The sequence below is a fragment of the Halalkalibacter alkaliphilus genome, from assembly GCF_023555415.1.
GTDB classification, from domain to species: Bacteria; Bacillota; Bacilli; order Bacillales; family Bacillaceae_D; genus Halalkalibacter; species Halalkalibacter alkaliphilus.
This window is the reverse complement of sequence record NZ_JAKRYL010000007.1, coordinates 85,957-103,478: the sequence shown is the minus strand read 5'-3', so window position 1 is coordinate 103,478 and position 17,522 is coordinate 85,957. Positions and strand designations below refer to the sequence as shown.

The window sequence follows — 17,522 nt, the reverse complement described above, 5'->3', positions numbered from 1 at the left end:
GAGGCTATCATAATGAAGGGTGTCATCATGGCAGGAGGAAAGGGTACGAGATTACGTCCATTAACTTGTAATGTACCAAAACCAATGGTTCCATTAATTCAAAAGCCAGTTATGCAATATAGTATTGAACTATTAAAGAAATACGGAATTACTGAAATTGCTGTGACCGTTCAGTATTTATCAGATGTTATTCAAGATTATTTTGGTGATGGGTCTGAATTCGGAGTGAAATTGCATTATTTTGAAGAAACTACTCCTTTAGGGACAGCTGGGAGTGTAAAACAAGCGGAAGAATTTCTAGATGAACCTTTTGTCGTTGTAAGTGGTGATGCTTTAACAGACTTTAACCTTCAATCAGGAATTGATTTTCATGAAAAAAATGAAAGTCTAGTAACTATTTTTATGAAACAAGTTGAATGCCCATTAGAATTTGGTGTGATTATGACGGATGAACAAGATAAAATTGTTCGTTTTCTAGAAAAGCCAAGTTGGAGCGAGGTTTTTAGTGATACCGTTAATACTGGTATTTATATTATGAATCCAGAAATCTTTTCATACATTAAAGAAGATGCAGTAGTAGACTTTAGTAAGGACGTTTTTCCAAAGCTGTTAGCTGATCAATCACCTTTGTATGGATATTCTGCTGAAGGTTATTGGTCAGATATAGGTAATCTAAAGCAATATCGCCAAGCTCAAAGCGATATATTAAATGGTGATCTGGATGCTCTAATTCAAGGAACTGAGATTCAACCAAGTGTATGGGTTGGGGAAAATGTCATTATTGAAGAAGGAGTGAAAATTGAAGGGCCTGTTTCAATAGGTTCAAATTCAGTTATTCGGTCTGGGGCTCACTTAGGAGAACACGCAGTTATTGGCTCAGGGTCAACTGTATCGAATAAGGCTTCAATTAAACGTTCTGTTCTTTGGGATGGCGCATATATCGGTGACGATAGTGAACTAAGAGGGGCTACTTTATGCCAAGGTGTGACCGTTGGCACCAAAGCATCAATATTCGAAGATGCTGTCATTGGTCATAATACGGTCATTGGAGAAGAGGCTAGAATTCAACCAGAGGTTAAAGTTTGGCCATATAAAAGAGTGGAGGAAGCCACAACTGTTCCACAGTCCTTTGTCTGGAATGAAATTGGAGCAAAATCGTTATTAAGAGGACACCGTGCTACCGGTGTTGCAAATAGTGAAATGACTCCAGAGGAAGCCTCTAAATTTGGTGCAGCTTATGGTAGCTTGCTCAATCAAGGTGCACAAGTATTAGTGGCTAGCGATAGTAATTCTTTTTCACAGGTTATGAAATTATCGCTCATTCAGAGTCTGCAAGCATCGGGTGTAGACGTTGTTGAACTCGGACAAACAATGTTGCCAGTTTTAAGATTTAGTGTTGAACAGAGTGATGCTAAAGGCGGTATATACATTAGGTTGTTAGATAAAAATCATGAAAAGCAGTTAATCATTGAATTCTTTAACGAAGATGGATTGCCGATAAGTTCTTCTGAACAACGTGAATTGGAACAAGTGATAACATTTCAATCTTACCGTAGGGTAGCATTTGAATATGTTGGTCAATTTGAAACAAACCATCAATTGGAAGAAAGTTACATAGCTAATTTGATGGAACATATTAATGTTGAAGCGATAAAAGCAAGAAGTATTAAAGTGGTTCTTCATGAAGAATCATCAAGTAACCATCCATTATTCCAAACAATACTTGAAAAACTAGGTTGCTCGATTCATAGTCTGTCTGATCAAGTAGATGAAGAGACAATGAGGAAAACCTTACTTGAGTATAACGCCGATTTTGGGGTAATGGTTGGTGAAAGTGGAGAGTTCATTAGTTTAATGACAGAACAAGGACATTTGGTCTCAGAAGAAGAACAATTAATGTTGTTTATCTATATGCAACTTGAAAAAGGGTTACGCCAAGAGCTAGCTGTTCCATTATATGGTGGAAGTGCACTTGAAGAGGTAGCAGCAAGTTATGATAAAACACTTATTAGAACAAAGACTTCTGCTCGTGCGATGATGGAATCAGAGGGGACAGTTCAAATGATGTCTTATGATGGTTCATATGCGATCGTTCAACTATTAGACCATATTGTTGGGAATAAGCAAACCCTTTCAGAAATTCTAAGTGAACTGCCTGTACAATCTATCTATAAACAAGAAGTAACGTGTAAAACACAACAAAAAGGGATTGTAATGCGAAAGTTATTGGAATCGTTAAAAGGAAAGAACGTAGAACTTATTGATGGGATGAAAGTTAAACATACAGAGGAAAGTTGGACATTTATTGTTCCAGACCAAGAACGAGGAACATTTACTGTATATGCTCAGTCGACAGATGGAGCACATGCAAAACAACTGGCAGGTGAATACATTGAACAGATTAATTTTATTAAACAGCAAACATCCTAGTATGTTTGCTTTTCAAAAAAAAAATCACCACTTCTTGAAGAAATTTGCTGTCTGGTTAGGTGGAAAATGTTCTTGGTTAAATAGTAGTGAATGGGAAATGTCTTCTAAACAAGAGCGCGGGTCAGACCTATCCATTGTTGTCGCTTTCCATAAGCAATGGAATATTCAACTAACTATTTTACAAGAGTATAAAAAAGAGGAAAGTAGTTTCGTTTATACATTTATCTTTAAAAATCAATCTGAAGAAAATCTTAATATTAAGTTTGTCGTTCATCAACAAAGATTTGGGACGGTTTCTTCAAAGGTAGCTTTTATTTCGCCTTTGAGACAAACGATTATGCATTACGGAAGTCCAATATTAACTCTTTTAGCTACTAATTTCTTCAAAGGGAAAGAAAGCCAATTAGCTGTTGGGAAAAGAGAAAAAATATGGTCAGAAAAAAGTGGGAATTTGGCTGTCTCACCATTATGCCAAAGTGGTCATGAAAGCATGATGGTAACTAGCCTTCAATTAGCTCCATGGCAAGAGACTTACGGTCGGATTTGGGAAATCAATGGTACATCAGAAGAGGAAGTATTGATGAAACATGATAAACAAATTCGTTCTAATCACCTTAAACAAGTAACAAAACAAATACTGTAAAGAAAAACCACTTGATTGAAGTGAAAAGATTTGCTATCATATTCAAGTATGAAGTAAGCACAGTTTGGAGGGATAGCAAATGCGTGTACAAGTAACTCTTGCTTGCACTGAAACAGGAGATCGTAACTATATTACAACAAAAAATAAACGTACAAATCCTGAGCGTATTGAATTCAAAAAATACAGCCCAAGATTAAAGCGTCATACGTTACACCGTGAAACAAAGTAAGCAGCTGGATTATCCGCTGCTTTTTTCTATTTATAAGGGTTTTTTGATGGCGCATTCATAAATAAGGTGAGAGTGAGTGAAAGTTATGCTTACAAAAAAGGACATTAGAAATGAAATGAGCAGAAAACTAGATTCAATTTCCGCTGAAAAATGGAAGAATTGGTCGAAAGAAATTGCAGATCACCTTGTTTCTTCTAGTCTTTGGAAAGAATCAGGAGTTATTGCACTTACCGTTTCTCGTGGCAAAGAAGTAGATACATATTGTTTAATAGAAACTGCTTGGAAGCAAGGAAAAAAAGTCGTCGTTCCTCGTGCAGATTTCAAACAAAAAAGGATGTCATTTTTTGAAATCACTAGTTTTAATCAATTAGAAGAAGGTCCATATAACTTGAAAGAACCGAATGTTGAGAGTTGTCCTTCTATTGATCCACAGAAGATTGAGTTAGTAATTGTTCCTGGACTTGCTTTTGATAAAAACGGTTCTAGGCTAGGATTCGGAGGAGGATTCTATGATCGGTTCCTGCCAAAAATCAAAGCGCAGACGATAGCGTTAGCTTTACCATGTCAAGTGATTCCATTTGTCCCAACTGAGCCCCATGATTGTCTAATCGATCATATTATTAGCCCTGCAGGATTTCTATCATGATCCTCCTCCTCTTTACAGCGGTTATTTTGATTGCGGTCTTTGCTTATCAGAAAAACAAATTAACCTTTGGTGGAGCGATTGCTGCTGTCATAGTTGGTGGCTCAATTTCTCTGGGGTTAGGAATTTATGGGTTACTTTTATTAGGTGTATTTTTTTGTAGTTCTATATTAATTGGTTCTTTTCATCCTAATGAAGAAGAGCTTGACATTGTTCAAAAAGGACAACAAAGAGATGCCATTCAAGTACTTGCAAATGGAGGAGTTTCTGCCATACTTGCACTTATTTATTTTGTTTATCCTTCACAAATTTACATGTTCGGATTCGTCGCAAGTCTTGCCGCTGCCACTTCCGATACATGGGCATCGGAACTCGGTTCTCACAGCAAAAAAAAACCGTTCCATCTTTTTAAGAGAAAACATGTTAGACATGGAACATCTGGAGCAATCACATTACTCGGCTCAGCCGCCGCCTTCAGTGGGAGTTTCTTGATTGTTATTTTCTCAATTATTTTTTGGTGGGGTCCATCTTATGATAGTCTTATCTTGTTAGTTGTTTTGACTTTAGCCGGTTTCCTCGGTAATTTACTAGATACAGTGTTAGGTGGGGGTTGGCAAGTTGTTTACCGTTGTTCTGTTTGTTCAATTGAAACGGAACGGGAAAATCATTGTAGTACGAAGACTGTACGTATAAAAGGTAAAAAGTGGATGAATAATGATTTTGTTAATTTAGGTTGTACCGGTTTTGGAGCAGCCATAGGCTTACTTTCAGGTTGGTTGTTGTTATAAGGAGGAGAAAGATGGAACGTAATTCGTTGGAACGCTACTCAAGGCAAATGCGCTTTTCACCAATTGGAGAGGTTGGTCAGAAAGAACTCACGAACAAGTCTGTATTAATTGTGGGTGTCGGTGCTTTAGGTACTGTTTTAGCCAATCACCTTGTTCGTGCAGGTGTAGGTCTAGTAAGACTAGTCGATCGAGATTATGTTGAAATGAGTAATTTACAAAGGCAAATGCTATTTGACGAAACAGATGTAAATGAGAGTTTGCCAAAGGCAGTTGCTGCTGCAAATAAATTAAAAGCAATTAACTCTAGTGTGAAGATTGAGGGAATCGTTACTGATGTAACAGCTGAAAATTTACCACAATTGTTAGAAGGTATTGACCTCGTCTTAGATGGAACTGACAACTTTCGAACTAGGTTTCTTTTAAATGATATGTGTTTTAAATTAGGATTACCATTTGCCTATGGCGGAGCAGTGAGTGCTAGAGGTATGTCAGCTCTATTCATTCCTGGAAAAACGCCTTGTCTGCGTTGTTTTATTAATCCTGGAGAAGGAACAGGACAAACTTGCGACACCATAGGAGTTATTAGTCCAGTTGTGGATATCGTAGCTTCCTATCAAGTAGTGGAAGTACTAAAGTATTTAGTCAATGATGAACAGGCACTTAGAGGAACACTGCGAAGCTTTGATTTATGGAAAAACCACCAATTTGACTTGAAAATGGAGAACTCAAAAAAGGAATGCCCTACCTGTCAAAAAAAAGAGTATCCTTCATTATTTGAAGAAGAGGACCATGTTACAACACTATGCGGGAGAGAAACAGTCCAAATTCAGCGTAATGAGCCAATCAATTTAGAAGTATGGGTAAAAAAACTTGAACCGGTTGCAGAAGTTAAAAAAACTCCTTTTTTACTTAGGGTTCAGCTTCAAGAGGGTGAAAGGCTTGTTTTGTTTCCAGATGGACGAGTGTTAGTACAAGGAACGGAAGACATGTCAAGAGCAAAAACTCTGTATAGTAAATATATTGGAGGGTAGTCTTTTAAAAGACGTTTTGTGGTTTAAGTAAGGAAGTGTATTCTCTAGGAAAGGTGCTGTTTTGATGGAGGCAAAAGGAAAAGGAACGAGAGTAGTTATAATAGGAACGGGTTTTGTTGGTTCTAGTTATGCTTATGCACTACTTAATCAGGGTGTTATAGATGAAATGGTCTTGGTGGACTTAAATAAAGAAAAGGCTGAAGGAGATGCGATGGATTTAAACCATGGTATGCCGTTTGGTTCACCAATGAGAATTTGGGCGGGGACATATCAAGATTGTTCAGAAGCTGATCTCGTTGTTATTACTGCAGGAGCTAATCAAGGTCCTGGAGAAACAAGGCTTGATCTTATAGAAAAGAATGCAAAGATCTTTAGAACCATTGTTGGATCTGTCATGGATAACGGGTTTAATGGTATTTTTCTTGTTGCCACTAATCCTGTAGATATCCTCTCTTATGCTACGTGGAAATTTTCTGGATTGCCAATGGAAAAGGTCATTGGTTCTGGAACAATTTTAGATACAGCTCGTTTTCGCTTTTTGCTAGGCCAATATTTTGATGTAGATTCAAGGAATGTACATGCCTATATCATGGGAGAGCATGGAGATACCGAGCTGCCAATTTGGAGTCATGCTGATATTGCGGGAAAGCCTATTTTAACGTATGTGGACGAGGACAATCATGTCAACATGAATGAACTTGATACGATTTTTACTAATGTTCGTGATGCTGCCTATCATATTATCGACAGAAAAGGCGCAACGTACTATGGGATAGCGATGGGGCTTGTTCGCCTTACTAAGGCAATCTTAAGAAATGAAAATTCCGTCTTAACAATATCGACTCTTCTTCGAGGGCAGTATGGTCTTGATGACGTTTATATTGGTGTTCCAGCTATCGTTAATCGTCAAGGCATTCGCGAAGTGTTAGAACTAAATTTAAGTGAAGAGGAACAAAAGAAATTACATCATTCTGCTTCTGTTTTAAAAGAAGCGATGAAGCCAGTCCATGATATTGTCTAGAGCTTTAATGGATACTTTTTATTTAATCGTGGATAAAAGATTCGTTTCACAGCCACATTAAGGTAGAGGAGGGATGATTATGTTTCAACGTCTCATTTCAATTCTATCGTTAGTTTTTTCAATGTATTTTGCTTATAAGTATCGTTATCGTGTGATCAATGCCTTTTTGAGTCGTCGAATGCTTAGAAAGGTAGCCGTTATGTTTGCTATGCAAATTCCATTTATCCGCGATAAAGTACTCGGTTCGGTTTTTCAATCAAACCGACCACAAGAAAATTTTTAAGATGATATAAGGGTCTGTCATTTAGAGATTTCGTATCTAAGGACAGACCCTTTATCTGTTTATTTGTTTTTTCGCTTGTTCCCTTCTATAAAAGGAAATTGTTGCTATACTGTTAATAAGAATAATGGTGAAAGGAGGAACTTATGGATCGTTTACAACAAGATTTTTTTTTCTGGAGGTTAGTTCATTTTTATATTTTTGAAAAAGGTTTTAGAGTTCTTGATAAAAATTCGAAGGAATTTTGGTTAGAAGATGAAGATTCAAAACCAAAGCGTATTCTTCGAATTGTGAGAGTGGATATAGATTTTGCAAGTTGGTTAAGAAGGGATGTAACTAACTCCGTAAAGCAGTTTGAGCGAGTTAGACGTCATTTACGACTGCGTAAAATGATAGGGGAAAACATCTATATAAGTTTATATCCACCTGTGGATGATTGGGAAGATGTAAAGAAACCTTATTTTGAGAGTAGAAAGAAGCGAACGACTGTTTATTCTTCGATTATTGATAAAATAAACACTGATCAGACAGAACTGCCAGATGTTCCTCATTTAGAAACGGTTGAAGAAGTTGAGATAACAATCCTGCATCTTCAGCAACAAATCCGGCAAGCTACAAAGGAGCGGGAACATAAAGAAAAGTCGTTGTTTTTTCAAGGGAGGCCCCTTGCAACGGTTGCCCTTTTAGGGAGCATTGCATTTATGTTTTATTTGTTAGAACAAGAGGGAAGTAGTACCTCTGTTTTGACGTTAATTGCATACGGAGCAAAGTACAATCCACTCATATTGGAAGGGGAATGGTGGCGCCTATTTTCTGCTATGTTTTTACATATAGGCTTCCTTCACCTTTTTATGAACTCGTTAGCTTTATTTTATCTTGGTAGTGCAGTTGAGAGAATGTATGGAACGGGGCGTTTTCTTTTTATATATTTTATAGCAGGTCTAACGGGCTCTATTGCAAGTTTTGCTTTTAACGAACAAGTAGCAGCTGGAGCTTCAGGTGCTATATTTGGATGTTTTGGTGCGCTTCTTTATTTTGGAACTATTTATAGAAAATTATTTTTCCGAACGATGGGGAAAAGCCTATTAACAATTTTAGCGATTAATTTAGTTTTTGGTTTTGCTGTTCCGATGGTAGATAACGGTGCCCATATTGGAGGGTTGGTTGGAGGGTTTCTTGCTTCTGCTATTGTCCATTTACCAAAACATAAAAAGTCCTTTAGACAGATCCTCTTTTTCGTTGTCACGTCCTTTTCTTTAGTTGGACTGTTTTGGTTTGGAATGAATAATGAAGAAAAAGCTAGCTCTCCTATTTTGGAATTGCAAATTGGTCAAGAATATTTGCAAAAAGAGGATATAGAGTCTGCGTATCCATTTTTAAAAAGAGCTGTAGAAGAAGGGGCAGAGATGCCAGAAGCGTACTTTTTACTAGCTTATGTAGAAGCGATGTTTGAAAATTATGAAGTTGCGAAAGATCTTCTTTTAGTTACGATTGAAAAAAGAGAAGAGTTTCATGAAGCCCATTACAATTTGTCCCTTATTTATATAGAACTAGGCGAGATCGAGGAAGCACGTGCTGCACTTAATCGAGCAGTGGAGATCTATCCAGACGATACTTACCTCGATTTGCTAGACAGGTTGAGTGTGGCACCCTCTTAAGCTGAGTACTGAGAAATATTGCTTAGTTATTAATTGTTTGTAAAAGTTGAACGGGTTCGCCATCTGCCGTTCGAAAAAGAACGAAGAAATGATCAGCTGTATCAGGAACGAGGATTACGGGAACTGTACTTCCGATTGGACTAACCGTTGATCCATCTTTCTTTGTAATGCCAAGCACATAGTTTTTATATAATCCTTCCCAAAGGCCGCCGAGAAATTGCGCGGTTTTTTCTTTTGTTAATCCTGGGATAGGCTCATCTTCGTAAAGAACTAAGTCAGTAAGAGGAATCCGTAAATATCGATCTTTTGGAAGATTGTAATATTCAAATAAAGCATCCCAGTCATACTCTTGTTGTTGTTGCAAGATATAATCCAATATTCGTTTGCTTTCTTTTTCTTCTTCGGTTTGTGGAGTTCTAAAAGCATGTAATGGACTTAAAGGTGAGTCAATCACATAAAGTTGATCAAAACTTAGTTTTTGGGCACTTTTAATTTCATCATTTGGATAGTGTAGCTCAGCATGATGAAATGTAACTACACGATAATGACCGCTGTCATCTGACTTCACATCTTTTTCCATCTCAATAGTGTCCGTGTTCTCACGCCATGAAGATAACGTGTCTTTTAAATAACCGTCTTCAAACAAAAGTGAAACGTCTTGCCTCAAATATGCTGATTGATTTAATACAGAAGTGACACTCCAATCTAAAATGTACTCATCCTCATCTTCTATCGCTAGAAAATCAATGTGTGATGTTGCTTCATCAAATGTGGCTGTCGGATCAAGTGGGAAAAATATTAGAGCATCGTTTAATGGTTCAGGTTTAATTGTAAAAACAAGAAAAAGTCCTACACAAAAAGATGTGATTAGCATGACTATTGCAAATTTCCATTTATTCATCGTTCTGCCTCCATTGGACAAACAGTTTGTCTCATCTATATGTGAATGCATTCGTTCTTATGCATGTGTCATGAATGGAAATAGATATAGAAGCAAATAATGTTAAGGGAATGGGAGGTGATGACACGTGAGTACAAATAAAGTGAAAAACCCTGTCACAATTATTTACAAAGACAATGTTGAGTTTCTAAAAAAGGAGTTAGCGGTCGATGCGAGCTTTGATTTAGTGCATCTTGAGTTAGAACATGGCGAAAGAGAAATGTCGCTCTTTCTTGTAGATGGTTTTGGCAAAGATCAGGCCATTACTCAAATTCAACGTGAGTTAATTCGGATTAGAGACTCCGATTTAGCTGAAAGACCATTAGAACGATTAATTAAGCATCATATTCCTTATGCAGAAATAGAGGCAACAGATGATTTAGATGAAGTGGTTGATCAAATACTAGCAGGTCCTGCTGCGCTCGTTGTTGAAGGGATAGACAAGGTCATTTTGATCGATACGAGAGAGTACCCTGTTAGAGGTCCAGAGGAGCCGGATACAGAAAAAGTCATTCGTGGCTCAAAAGATGGATTCGTCGAAACGCTTGTTATGAATGCTGCTTTAATACGAAGGCGAGTACGCGACAAAACGATGAGAGTTGAATATGTTTCAGTTGGACGTCGTTCTAAATCAGATCTAGCTATTACGTACATTGCTGATATTGCTGACCAAGAATATGTGCAAAGCATAAAAGAATCTCTAGAGAAAATAGATACAGATGGGTTATCTATGGGGGATAAAACGATAGAGGAATTTATATTTGGACATCATTATAACCCATATCCAATGGTTCGTTACACGGAACGACCTGATGTTGCATCTAGTCACTTGTTTGAAGGGCATGTCATAATTATGGTAGATGGCTCCCCAAGTGTAATGATTGCTCCAACGACCTTTTGGCATCATATGCAGCACGCAGAAGAATATCGCCAAAAGCCAATTGTTGGGACTAGTTTAAGAGTAGTTCGTTATGCCGCTGTTTGGGCTTCAATATTTTTATTGCCTCTTTGGTATTTACTTGCTACAAATGATGGGCTTGCTCCTGCTGCATTAAACTTTATTGGAGAGCAGGAAGAAGGTACCGTTCCTTTGTATGCTCAGTTTCTAATTGCTGAAATAGGGATCGAAATGCTGAGGATGGCCGCCATACATACCCCAAACGCTTTAGCCACAGCACTAGGTTTGGTCGCTGCGCTTTTAATTGGGGAAGTTGCTATTAATGTAGGTGTCTTTTCTCCTGAAGTTGTACTCTATTTAGCGGTAGCAGCTGTAGGCACGTTTGCCACGCCAAGTTATGAAATGAGTTTGGCAAATCGATTAGTTAGGGTAGGCTTATTAATTGCATGTGCACTTTTTGGAGTGGCAGGATTTGTTGTAGGAATTACGGTTTGGTTATTAATGCTTGTCCACTTAAGGTCATTAGGTACCCCTTATATGTGGCCGTTTTTACCATTCAATGGCTCTGCGTTTAAAGATGTATTATTCCGCACAGCGATGCCGTTAAAAAAACAGCGCCCTAGTGCTGTCCACCCAAATGATCCGGATAGATAATATAAGACCAGAAAGGAGGGGGTGTCTCAAAAGGGTCAGAAACAGACCTTTAAGACATCCCCTCCAAAAAATTGTAGTCATCTTACCGTTTTTAGTTAATTTAAAGATTGATCGACTCATTCATATCTAACTCATATAAATCATCTTTTACAAAAATATCGTTGCTATCAATTGCTGTTGACTCATCTGCTAATACGAGACCAAAAGGTGTTTCCTTTTGCGGTGTTACAATTGTAAAACGAATACCTGCCTTGCTCGCTTCCTGAATATAATTTGAGTAGTTGCTGTAACTTAATTTCCCATTTAAAAACAAGTGCAGATTCCTTTTTTCTTTCATTAACTGAATGACTTCTGAATACATTCCTTTCTGAATAACTTGCTTTTTTGTCAAGGCTTTATGAATTCTCTCCAAAATAGTCGATAGAAATAAATTTCTTTCTTCTGGTTTAATCTCCGGAGTTCCATAAAGGGCTCGATCAATGATGTCTTTTACTTTCTGTTCCATCTTCCGCTCCTCATTTCATTTTATACTTGAACAAGTTTTATCTTGTCCTTCTTAAATTTGTTTTGTATACATATCATAGCACAAGAGGAAATTTCAAAATAAAATAGTCTTCAGCTGTACGAAAATTGTCAATTAGGAACTGTGCCCAAAAGGGACATTGCTTAATTCGAGGTACTGAGCAGGTTTAATACACCTTTTCAGTGGCTTTAAAAAAGGACGGTGCTTTTTATGTGGTTTATATTAGTTATTATGATTTTTGTTTTTACAATCGGCCTGACAATAGGAGGTCTATTAACTGCCCCCCGTGATCCGATAAGACCAATTCAGCTCTTATTATTTTCTTTATTTTTCTTGTTTTTATGTTACATTGGTATGATAACTGGAATATTGATATCAGGATGGATTGGTGTACGATTTATTGAAATCCTTTTATCGATATTATCTCTTTTGTTTATTGTGGCTTGTTTTAGTCGTTTTCATCCTACACTTGGTTTTTTTCACCCAGAAGATAAAGTTTTAATTTTAGTTTTAGCATTGCTGTTCTTTTTAATGGGAATGGAGTGGGGCTTACTTGAATTTAGAACGCTTTTTACTATTGCAGCTTCATTTTTGTTTACAGCAGCATTAGGGTTGGGTGTATTTGTTCAAATGCAAATACGTCAAGTTTTTTGGCGACATTCGTTCATCTCTTTCACACCGCTTGTTTGGCTTCTTTTCGTAGCGGTTCTAAAGCTGTTATAATGTTTTTTGAGGTGAATGTTTTGAAAACGATGTATGATGTAAGACAGTTGTTAAAAAAACATGGATCAATCGTTTATACTCGTGATCGCTCTATAGATCTTGCCTTAATGGAAGATGAATTACGAGAGCTGTATGAATGGAAGATGATTAATACTGATACGTTTCAGCAAGGTCTTCTTATCTTGCGAAATGAAACTAGGTTACTGAAATAAGCATGAACGTTTTTATATAGGGAGTAATTGTAGTGCAATTAACTCCCTTGAAAGACTTTAAGAAGGAGGTATCCGTTGAAAACGTTCACATTAGAAGGCTGATTACATAGGATAAAAGGACAATCGTATTAGTTATTTGAAGTAAACATCGAAAAAGGAGAAAGATGTGAATGTCAGAATATCGGACGGAACGTGACCTAATCGGAGAGAAGCAAGTACCGAAGGAAGCTTATTATGGAATTCAAACAATGCGTGCAAGGGAGAATTTCCCCATTACAGGCTACCCGCCACACCCTGAGTTAGTTCGTGCATTTGGGTATGTAAAAAAGGCGGCTGCCATGGCAAACCGCGATGTTGGAGTTCTAACAGTGAATATTGCAGACGCCATTATTACAGCGGCGGATGAAATTATAAATGGTAAATTTTTGGATCAGTTTATTGTTGATTCAATACAAGGCGGAGCAGGAACTTCATTTAACATGAATGCAAATGAAGTTATTGCAAACCGGGCAATTGAAATACTCGGTGGCAAAAAAGGCGAATATATGCGAGTTAGCCCTAACACGCATGTGAATATGGCACAATCGACAAATGATGCCTTTCCAACAGCGATTCACATAGCTGCTCTCCGATTAGCTGATGGATTAACAAAAGAACTATCTGAATTGATTCAAGCATTAAAGTTAAAAGAAAAAGAGTTTGATGATGTTCTAAAAATGGGTCGCACGCATTTGCAAGATGCAGTACCAATTAGACTTGGACAAGAATTTGGCGCTTATCAGCGTGTTCTCAGTCGGGACCTTGGTCGAATTGAGAGGTCTGTTGGGCATTTATATGAAGTGAATATGGGAGCAACAGCAGTGGGTACGGGGCTAAATGCAAAACCCGAGTATATTAAAAAAATAGCAGATTACTTAGCAGATATTACAGGTTATCCATTTGAAACTGCAGAGGATTTAGTAGATGCAACACAAAATACAGATGCTTATACGGAAGTATCAAGTGCTCTTAAAATTATGGCTATTAATTTATCGAAGATGGCCAATGACTTACGTTTAATGAGTTCTGGACCACGTACGGGGATTAATGAAATTAATCTGCCGCCAAGACAGCCGGGTTCTTCCATTATGCCTGGGAAAGTAAACCCTGTTATGTGTGAAGTTGTAAACCAAATTTCATTTCAAGTCATTGGAAATGATCATACGATAAGTTTGGCTTCTGAGGCTGGTCAATTAGAGCTTAATGTCATGGAGCCCGTCTTGGTGTTTAATTTATTGCAGTCCTTTTCAATTTTACAAAATGGAATAAGTGTTTTTAGGAAATATGCTATTGAGGGAATGACTGCTAATGTAGAACATTGCCGTCAGATGGTTGAAAGAAGTGTTGGAATTGTAACAGCAATTAATCCTCATGTAGGTTATGAGGTAGCTTCAAGGGTAGCGAAAGAAGCAATTCAATCCAATCGGCCAGTTAGAGAAATTTGTCTTGAAAGAGGAATTTTATCGGAAGAGGAATTGAATGAAATTCTCGATCCAAAGGAAATGACGAATCCTGGAATTGCAGGCTCGAGGTTTATAGATGGTGAAATGTAAGATTCATTGACTCATGTATAGAAGGCACTTAAAAAGGTATAACTCCCTTTTTAAGTGCCTATTTTTATTTTACTAAAACATAGTACAAAAATCTCTCTTTCTGCTATAATGTAGTAATTTAGTAGTCCGGAAGATGTGAGGCATCTTTCTTTTTTGTGTAAAAAAATTGAAACGTCTAAGGGGTTATTTTCGTCTAATACTATAGACTAAAGTGCTTAAAAGAGGGGGCAATGAAAAAGGTCGATTTTCACCTTTTTCAGTGGCTTCTAAAAGAGAGGGAGGGGAAAGATGAAGCGAATTGCATATATTATTGGGATTCTTTTTATGGTTTCAGCCTGTACCCAAGCTCCGTTAGAGAGTCAACCCTTACCAAGAAGTTTCGAATATCAACCAATTAAGCGAGATATCTCAACTTCTTTCTTTACAGGGGTTGAGATTGCACCTATACAAAACGAACATGTTGTAACGGAAATTATAGGTTGGTATGACGATGATACTGTTTTGTATTTGCAAGAACAAGAGGAGCGTTCAAGTATTTATAAACATCACCTTTCTACCGGACAGTCATCAAGTTTTGTTGAGGTGGGCGGATGGATTACAGAGGTCCGTGCTAATGCAGATTACTCTTTATTTGCTATATCGCAGATAACGGTAGAAAATGAGGCTCACTTAGTTATTATTGACCGTAATGGTGAAATAAGGCAGACGATTAAAGATTACGGCGAAGAATATACTGCATACTGGAATCCATATAAACTTGATACGTTTATTTTGATTGCTTTTTTACCAGATTGGGATTTTGAAACGTATGTAGTTGATGTATCTGAAACGAAAGTGAGAAGCATCAATTTGGAACAGTCCTATGTACAATGGATTTCGGCTACTGATGTCGGGTATTTAAAATGGGAAGAACTCGAACCTAATTTTCAAGCGCCTCTATATGAAGTCAATGTAAATAGTGGGGAAGTGAAAAAATGGCAGGATGCTGTAATTGCATATATGAGTTTCCCGGATGGTCTCTCGCTCTCTGTAACAGTGGAATCTGTATATGACCTATATTCCACATACACGTTTTATGAAGAGCAAAATGCTTATAGGCATATCGAAATGCCGATTCTTAACACATATTCGGAACAATGGTGGATCCCTTATTACTCTTATGATGATGTACATGGAATCTTCTACTACTTAAGACCACAATATAGTAGTGATTTCTTTAGTTACACTGATGGTTTTGAATTGGTTGCTTACGATATCCAAAAAGATGCTGAGGAAAAGCTGACTGTATTAGAAAGGCATGTTCCAATTCATATTTCACCTGGGGGGGCTTTCTTGCTTTTTGGAGATCGCTTCGAGACGGTTATGGACTTGTCTGAAGGGGCGTCTATTCCTCTTTTAGAAGAATAAGATGTTAACTTCACCTCTTGCTTTTTTTGGTCAGTATGTCATAATAACTGTATAACTAGTATGTATTATAGACTAGGGGTGTCCACAATAAGTGGACTGAGAAAAAGGTTATCCTTTTACCCTCATACCTGATCTGGATCACGCCAGCGTAGGGAAGTCATCTGAGCCGTATTCCGTATGTTCGGATGCGGCTTTTTTTCGATTTTATGTATAAAAAGGTGGGTTACTCATGAGAGAGTTTAAGTTATACGCGATTACAGGCGAAGAATTTCACCAAGGCAGAGACCTTGTAGAAGTAATGGAAGAAGCCATTTTGGGTGGTGTTGATATTATTCAGTTACGAGATAAAACGAGTAGCAAAAGAGATGTGCTAAACAAAGCAAAGTCACTACGTGAATTAACAAGAAAGCATGATGTGTTGTTTATTGTAAATGACCACATTGATGTTGCTCTTGCAGTTGATGCTGATGGCATACACATTGGCCAAGATGATTTGCCCCTTGCTGAAGCAAGGAAGATCATGGGACAAGATAAAATCATCGGACTTTCCACTCACAAAATTGAGGAAGCTCGCGAGGCTGAAGCGGGTGGAGCTGATTACATTGGTGTTGGGCCGATTTTTCATACCAATAGTAAAGTGGATGTCGTCGATCCTGTTACAACTGAGTATATTAAGCAAGTTGTTGCAGAGATCAATATTCCGTTTGTAGCGATCGGCGGAATTAAATTGCACAATGTAGACCAAGTACTAGATGCAGGTGCAACTAGAATTTGTATGATATCTGAAATTGTTGGTGCAAAAGATGTAAAAGGTGTTTGTCAGCAATTCACAAAAATATTAGCTGAAAAAGGGTGAATAGTAGATGCGTTTAATTATAAATGGGGAAGAACATCACGTAGACGTTTCCAACCTTGAAGAAGTGGTGTCGCATTTTGAACTCGAACCACATCTTGTTGTAACTGAGGTAGATGGAAAGATTATTGAACGTACCAATTGGTCAGGGATTGAACTAAAAGAAGGCATGAGAATTGAACTTGTTCAATTCGTTGGAGGTGGCTGAGATGAAACAAAATAAATTAACGATTGCAGGAAAAGAATTATCTTCGCGTTTCTTTCTTGGGACGGGAAGGTATCCAAATCCATTTGTCCAAAATGAAGCAATTAAGGCATCCGAAGCTGAGGTGTTGACCTTTGCTATTAGACGAGTCAATCTAGGAGCTCCGAATGAAGATGCTATTTTACAACATTTAGAAGGGATGTCGTTTACCTACTTACCAAACACATCGGGTGCCCAAACAGCAGAAGAGGCAATTCGAATTGCAAGATTGGCTAAGGCTTCAGGCTTAAGTGATTGGATTAAAGTAGAAATCAGTGTAGACGAGAAAACGTTATTGCCTGATCCGATTGAAACACTAAAAGCAACAGAAGTACTGGCGAAAGAGGGATTTGTCGTTTTGCCATATACTTCTGATGATCCAGTGCTTTGTAAACGATTAGAGGAAGCCGGGGCAGCAGCAGTAATGCCAGGAGGTGCTCCGATTGGAACGGGATTAGGCATACTAAATCCATATAATTTAGAGCTCATTATTGAACAAGCAAATGTTCCTATTATTGTCGACGCAGGTCTTGGTTCTGCGATGGATATTGCACAAGCAATGGAATTAGGTGCAGATGGTGTATTAATGAATACCCCTGTAGCAAAGGCCAAGGACCCAGTTAAGATGGCTAAAGCGATGAAATACGCAATCGAAGCAGGGAGACTCTCCTACGAAGCAGGGAGAATTCCGAAGAAAAAGTATGCTACAGCAAGTAGTGGATTACAAGCATTCGTTTCAAAGTAGTAAGAGCA

Annotated in this window: 19 protein-coding genes and 1 riboswitch; of the genes, 17 read left to right on the top strand and 2 right to left on the bottom strand. The window is 37.8% G+C overall.

Going from position 1 to position 17,522, the window contains the following annotated elements; translation table 11 throughout:
• Positions 1-12 precede the first annotated feature (12 nt).
• The 9 genes from MF646_RS08660 to MF646_RS08620 all read left to right on the top strand — a co-directional run bounded on the left by MF646_RS08660 (position 13) and on the right by MF646_RS08620 (position 8,723).
• The gene (locus tag MF646_RS08660) at positions 13-2,430 is read left to right on the top strand and encodes a sugar phosphate nucleotidyltransferase (RefSeq protein WP_250096097.1); all 2,418 of its coding nucleotides are present in this window, start codon (positions 13-15) and stop codon (positions 2,428-2,430) included.
• Positions 2,393-3,073: a hypothetical protein gene (locus tag MF646_RS08655; RefSeq protein WP_250096096.1), complete on the top strand. Its 681-nt coding sequence runs from the start codon at positions 2,393-2,395 to the stop codon at positions 3,071-3,073. Before MF646_RS08660 ends, MF646_RS08655 begins: the two co-directional genes overlap by 38 nt.
• 79 nt (positions 3,074-3,152) lie before the next feature.
• The gene (gene rpmG / locus MF646_RS08650; protein WP_034624960.1) at positions 3,153-3,302 is read left to right on the top strand and encodes a 50S ribosomal protein L33; all 150 of its coding nucleotides are present in this window, start codon (positions 3,153-3,155) and stop codon (positions 3,300-3,302) included.
• A gap of 85 nt (positions 3,303-3,387) precedes the next feature.
• The gene (locus MF646_RS08645; protein WP_250096095.1) at positions 3,388-3,948 is read left to right on the top strand and encodes a 5-formyltetrahydrofolate cyclo-ligase; all 561 of its coding nucleotides are present in this window, start codon (positions 3,388-3,390) and stop codon (positions 3,946-3,948) included.
• Positions 3,945-4,733, top strand: a complete 789-nt coding sequence (locus MF646_RS08640; RefSeq protein ID WP_250096094.1) for a DUF92 domain-containing protein — start codon at positions 3,945-3,947, stop codon at positions 4,731-4,733. Before MF646_RS08645 ends, MF646_RS08640 begins: the two co-directional genes overlap by 4 nt.
• A gap of 11 nt (positions 4,734-4,744) precedes the next feature.
• Positions 4,745-5,764 (top strand): ThiF family adenylyltransferase, encoded by a 1,020-nt coding sequence (locus MF646_RS08635; protein WP_250096093.1) that lies wholly within the window; start codon positions 4,745-4,747, stop codon positions 5,762-5,764.
• Between the two features lie 64 nt (positions 5,765-5,828).
• Entirely contained in the window at positions 5,829-6,785 is a 957-nt protein-coding gene (locus tag MF646_RS08630) for an L-lactate dehydrogenase (protein ID WP_250096092.1), read from the top strand.
• Positions 6,786-6,864: 79 nt separating this feature from the next.
• A complete protein-coding gene (locus MF646_RS08625) occupies positions 6,865-7,068 on the top strand; it encodes a sodium:proton antiporter (RefSeq protein ID WP_250096091.1) in 204 nt (67 codons plus the stop codon).
• A gap of 143 nt (positions 7,069-7,211) precedes the next feature.
• Positions 7,212-8,723: a rhomboid family intramembrane serine protease gene (locus tag MF646_RS08620; protein ID WP_250096090.1), complete on the top strand. Its 1,512-nt coding sequence runs from the start codon at positions 7,212-7,214 to the stop codon at positions 8,721-8,723.
• A 22-nt stretch (positions 8,724-8,745) separates the two neighbouring features.
• Here MF646_RS08620 and MF646_RS08615 read toward each other — a convergent pair whose 3' ends face one another.
• Positions 8,746-9,624, bottom strand: a complete 879-nt coding sequence (locus MF646_RS08615) for a hypothetical protein (RefSeq protein ID WP_250096089.1) — start codon at positions 9,622-9,624, stop codon at positions 8,746-8,748.
• A 127-nt stretch (positions 9,625-9,751) separates the two neighbouring features.
• Between MF646_RS08615 and MF646_RS08610 the strand changes: the two genes are divergently transcribed.
• Positions 9,752-11,215, top strand: a complete 1,464-nt coding sequence (locus tag MF646_RS08610; RefSeq protein WP_250096088.1) for a spore germination protein — start codon at positions 9,752-9,754, stop codon at positions 11,213-11,215.
• Positions 11,216-11,315: 100 nt separating this feature from the next.
• On the opposite strand, the gene MF646_RS08605 is transcribed toward MF646_RS08610, so the two are convergent.
• Positions 11,316-11,720, bottom strand: coding sequence for a YueI family protein (locus MF646_RS08605; protein WP_250096087.1), 405 nt, complete (start codon positions 11,718-11,720; stop codon positions 11,316-11,318).
• Between the two features lie 228 nt (positions 11,721-11,948).
• On the opposite strand from MF646_RS08605, the gene MF646_RS08600 reads away from it, so the two are divergent.
• The 7 genes from MF646_RS08600 (at position 11,949) to MF646_RS08570 (ending at position 17,514) form a co-directional block, all read left to right on the top strand.
• A complete protein-coding gene (locus MF646_RS08600) occupies positions 11,949-12,461 on the top strand; it encodes a hypothetical protein (protein ID WP_250096086.1) in 513 nt (170 codons plus the stop codon).
• 29 nt (positions 12,462-12,490) lie between these two features.
• Entirely contained in the window at positions 12,491-12,673 is a 183-nt protein-coding gene (locus MF646_RS08595; RefSeq protein WP_338035486.1) for a YqgQ family protein, read from the top strand.
• 170 nt (positions 12,674-12,843) lie between these two features.
• Positions 12,844-14,265: an aspartate ammonia-lyase gene (aspA, locus tag MF646_RS08590; protein WP_250096084.1), complete on the top strand. Its 1,422-nt coding sequence runs from the start codon at positions 12,844-12,846 to the stop codon at positions 14,263-14,265.
• A gap of 288 nt (positions 14,266-14,553) precedes the next feature.
• Complete coding sequence (locus MF646_RS08585; RefSeq protein WP_250096083.1) at positions 14,554-15,672, top strand: YqgU-like beta propeller domain-containing protein; 1,119 nt, start codon at positions 14,554-14,556, stop codon at positions 15,670-15,672.
• A 64-nt stretch (positions 15,673-15,736) separates the two neighbouring features.
• Positions 15,737-15,844: riboswitch (TPP riboswitch) on the top strand.
• Between the two features lie 57 nt (positions 15,845-15,901).
• A complete protein-coding gene (gene thiE / locus MF646_RS08580) occupies positions 15,902-16,528 on the top strand; it encodes a thiamine phosphate synthase (protein ID WP_250096082.1) in 627 nt (208 codons plus the stop codon).
• 7 nt (positions 16,529-16,535) lie between these two features.
• Positions 16,536-16,733 carry a sulfur carrier protein ThiS gene (gene thiS, locus MF646_RS08575; protein ID WP_250096081.1) on the top strand — a complete coding sequence of 66 codons (198 nt, stop codon included), beginning with the start codon at positions 16,536-16,538 and terminating at the stop codon, positions 16,731-16,733.
• Between the two features lies 1 nt (position 16,734).
• Positions 16,735-17,514 (top strand): thiazole synthase, encoded by a 780-nt coding sequence (locus MF646_RS08570; protein ID WP_250096080.1) that lies wholly within the window; start codon positions 16,735-16,737, stop codon positions 17,512-17,514.
• Positions 17,515-17,522: the final 8 nt, after the last annotated feature.

What these genes read in the sequence shown, in the direction of transcription:
- MF646_RS08595 (WP_338035486.1), top strand. Translation starts at nt 12,491, where the DNA reads ATGTATGATGTAAGACAGTTGTTAAAAAAACATGGATCAATCGTTTAT.
- MF646_RS08625 (WP_250096091.1), top strand. Translation starts at nt 6,865, where the DNA reads ATGTTTCAACGTCTCATTTCAATTCTATCGTTAGTTTTTTCAATGTAT.
- thiE (WP_250096082.1), top strand. Translation starts at nt 15,902, where the DNA reads ATGAGAGAGTTTAAGTTATACGCGATTACAGGCGAAGAATTTCACCAA.
- MF646_RS08635 (WP_250096093.1), top strand. Translation starts at nt 4,745, where the DNA reads ATGGAACGTAATTCGTTGGAACGCTACTCAAGGCAAATGCGCTTTTCA.
- rpmG (WP_034624960.1), top strand. Translation starts at nt 3,153, where the DNA reads ATGCGTGTACAAGTAACTCTTGCTTGCACTGAAACAGGAGATCGTAAC.
- MF646_RS08600 (WP_250096086.1), top strand. Translation starts at nt 11,949, where the DNA reads ATGTGGTTTATATTAGTTATTATGATTTTTGTTTTTACAATCGGCCTG.
- MF646_RS08570 (WP_250096080.1), top strand. Translation starts at nt 16,735, where the DNA reads ATGAAACAAAATAAATTAACGATTGCAGGAAAAGAATTATCTTCGCGT.
- MF646_RS08620 (WP_250096090.1), top strand. Translation starts at nt 7,212, where the DNA reads ATGGATCGTTTACAACAAGATTTTTTTTTCTGGAGGTTAGTTCATTTT.
- thiS (WP_250096081.1), top strand. Translation starts at nt 16,536, where the DNA reads ATGCGTTTAATTATAAATGGGGAAGAACATCACGTAGACGTTTCCAAC.
- MF646_RS08640 (WP_250096094.1), top strand. Translation starts at nt 3,945, where the DNA reads ATGATCCTCCTCCTCTTTACAGCGGTTATTTTGATTGCGGTCTTTGCT.
- MF646_RS08645 (WP_250096095.1), top strand. Translation starts at nt 3,388, where the DNA reads ATGCTTACAAAAAAGGACATTAGAAATGAAATGAGCAGAAAACTAGAT.
- MF646_RS08585 (WP_250096083.1), top strand. Translation starts at nt 14,554, where the DNA reads ATGAAGCGAATTGCATATATTATTGGGATTCTTTTTATGGTTTCAGCC.
- aspA (WP_250096084.1), top strand. Translation starts at nt 12,844, where the DNA reads ATGTCAGAATATCGGACGGAACGTGACCTAATCGGAGAGAAGCAAGTA.
- MF646_RS08605 (WP_250096087.1), bottom strand. Translation starts at nt 11,720, where the DNA reads ATGGAACAGAAAGTAAAAGACATCATTGATCGAGCCCTTTATGGAACT.
- MF646_RS08615 (WP_250096089.1), bottom strand. Translation starts at nt 9,624, where the DNA reads ATGAATAAATGGAAATTTGCAATAGTCATGCTAATCACATCTTTTTGT.
- MF646_RS08660 (WP_250096097.1), top strand. Translation starts at nt 13, where the DNA reads ATGAAGGGTGTCATCATGGCAGGAGGAAAGGGTACGAGATTACGTCCA.
- MF646_RS08630 (WP_250096092.1), top strand. Translation starts at nt 5,829, where the DNA reads ATGGAGGCAAAAGGAAAAGGAACGAGAGTAGTTATAATAGGAACGGGT.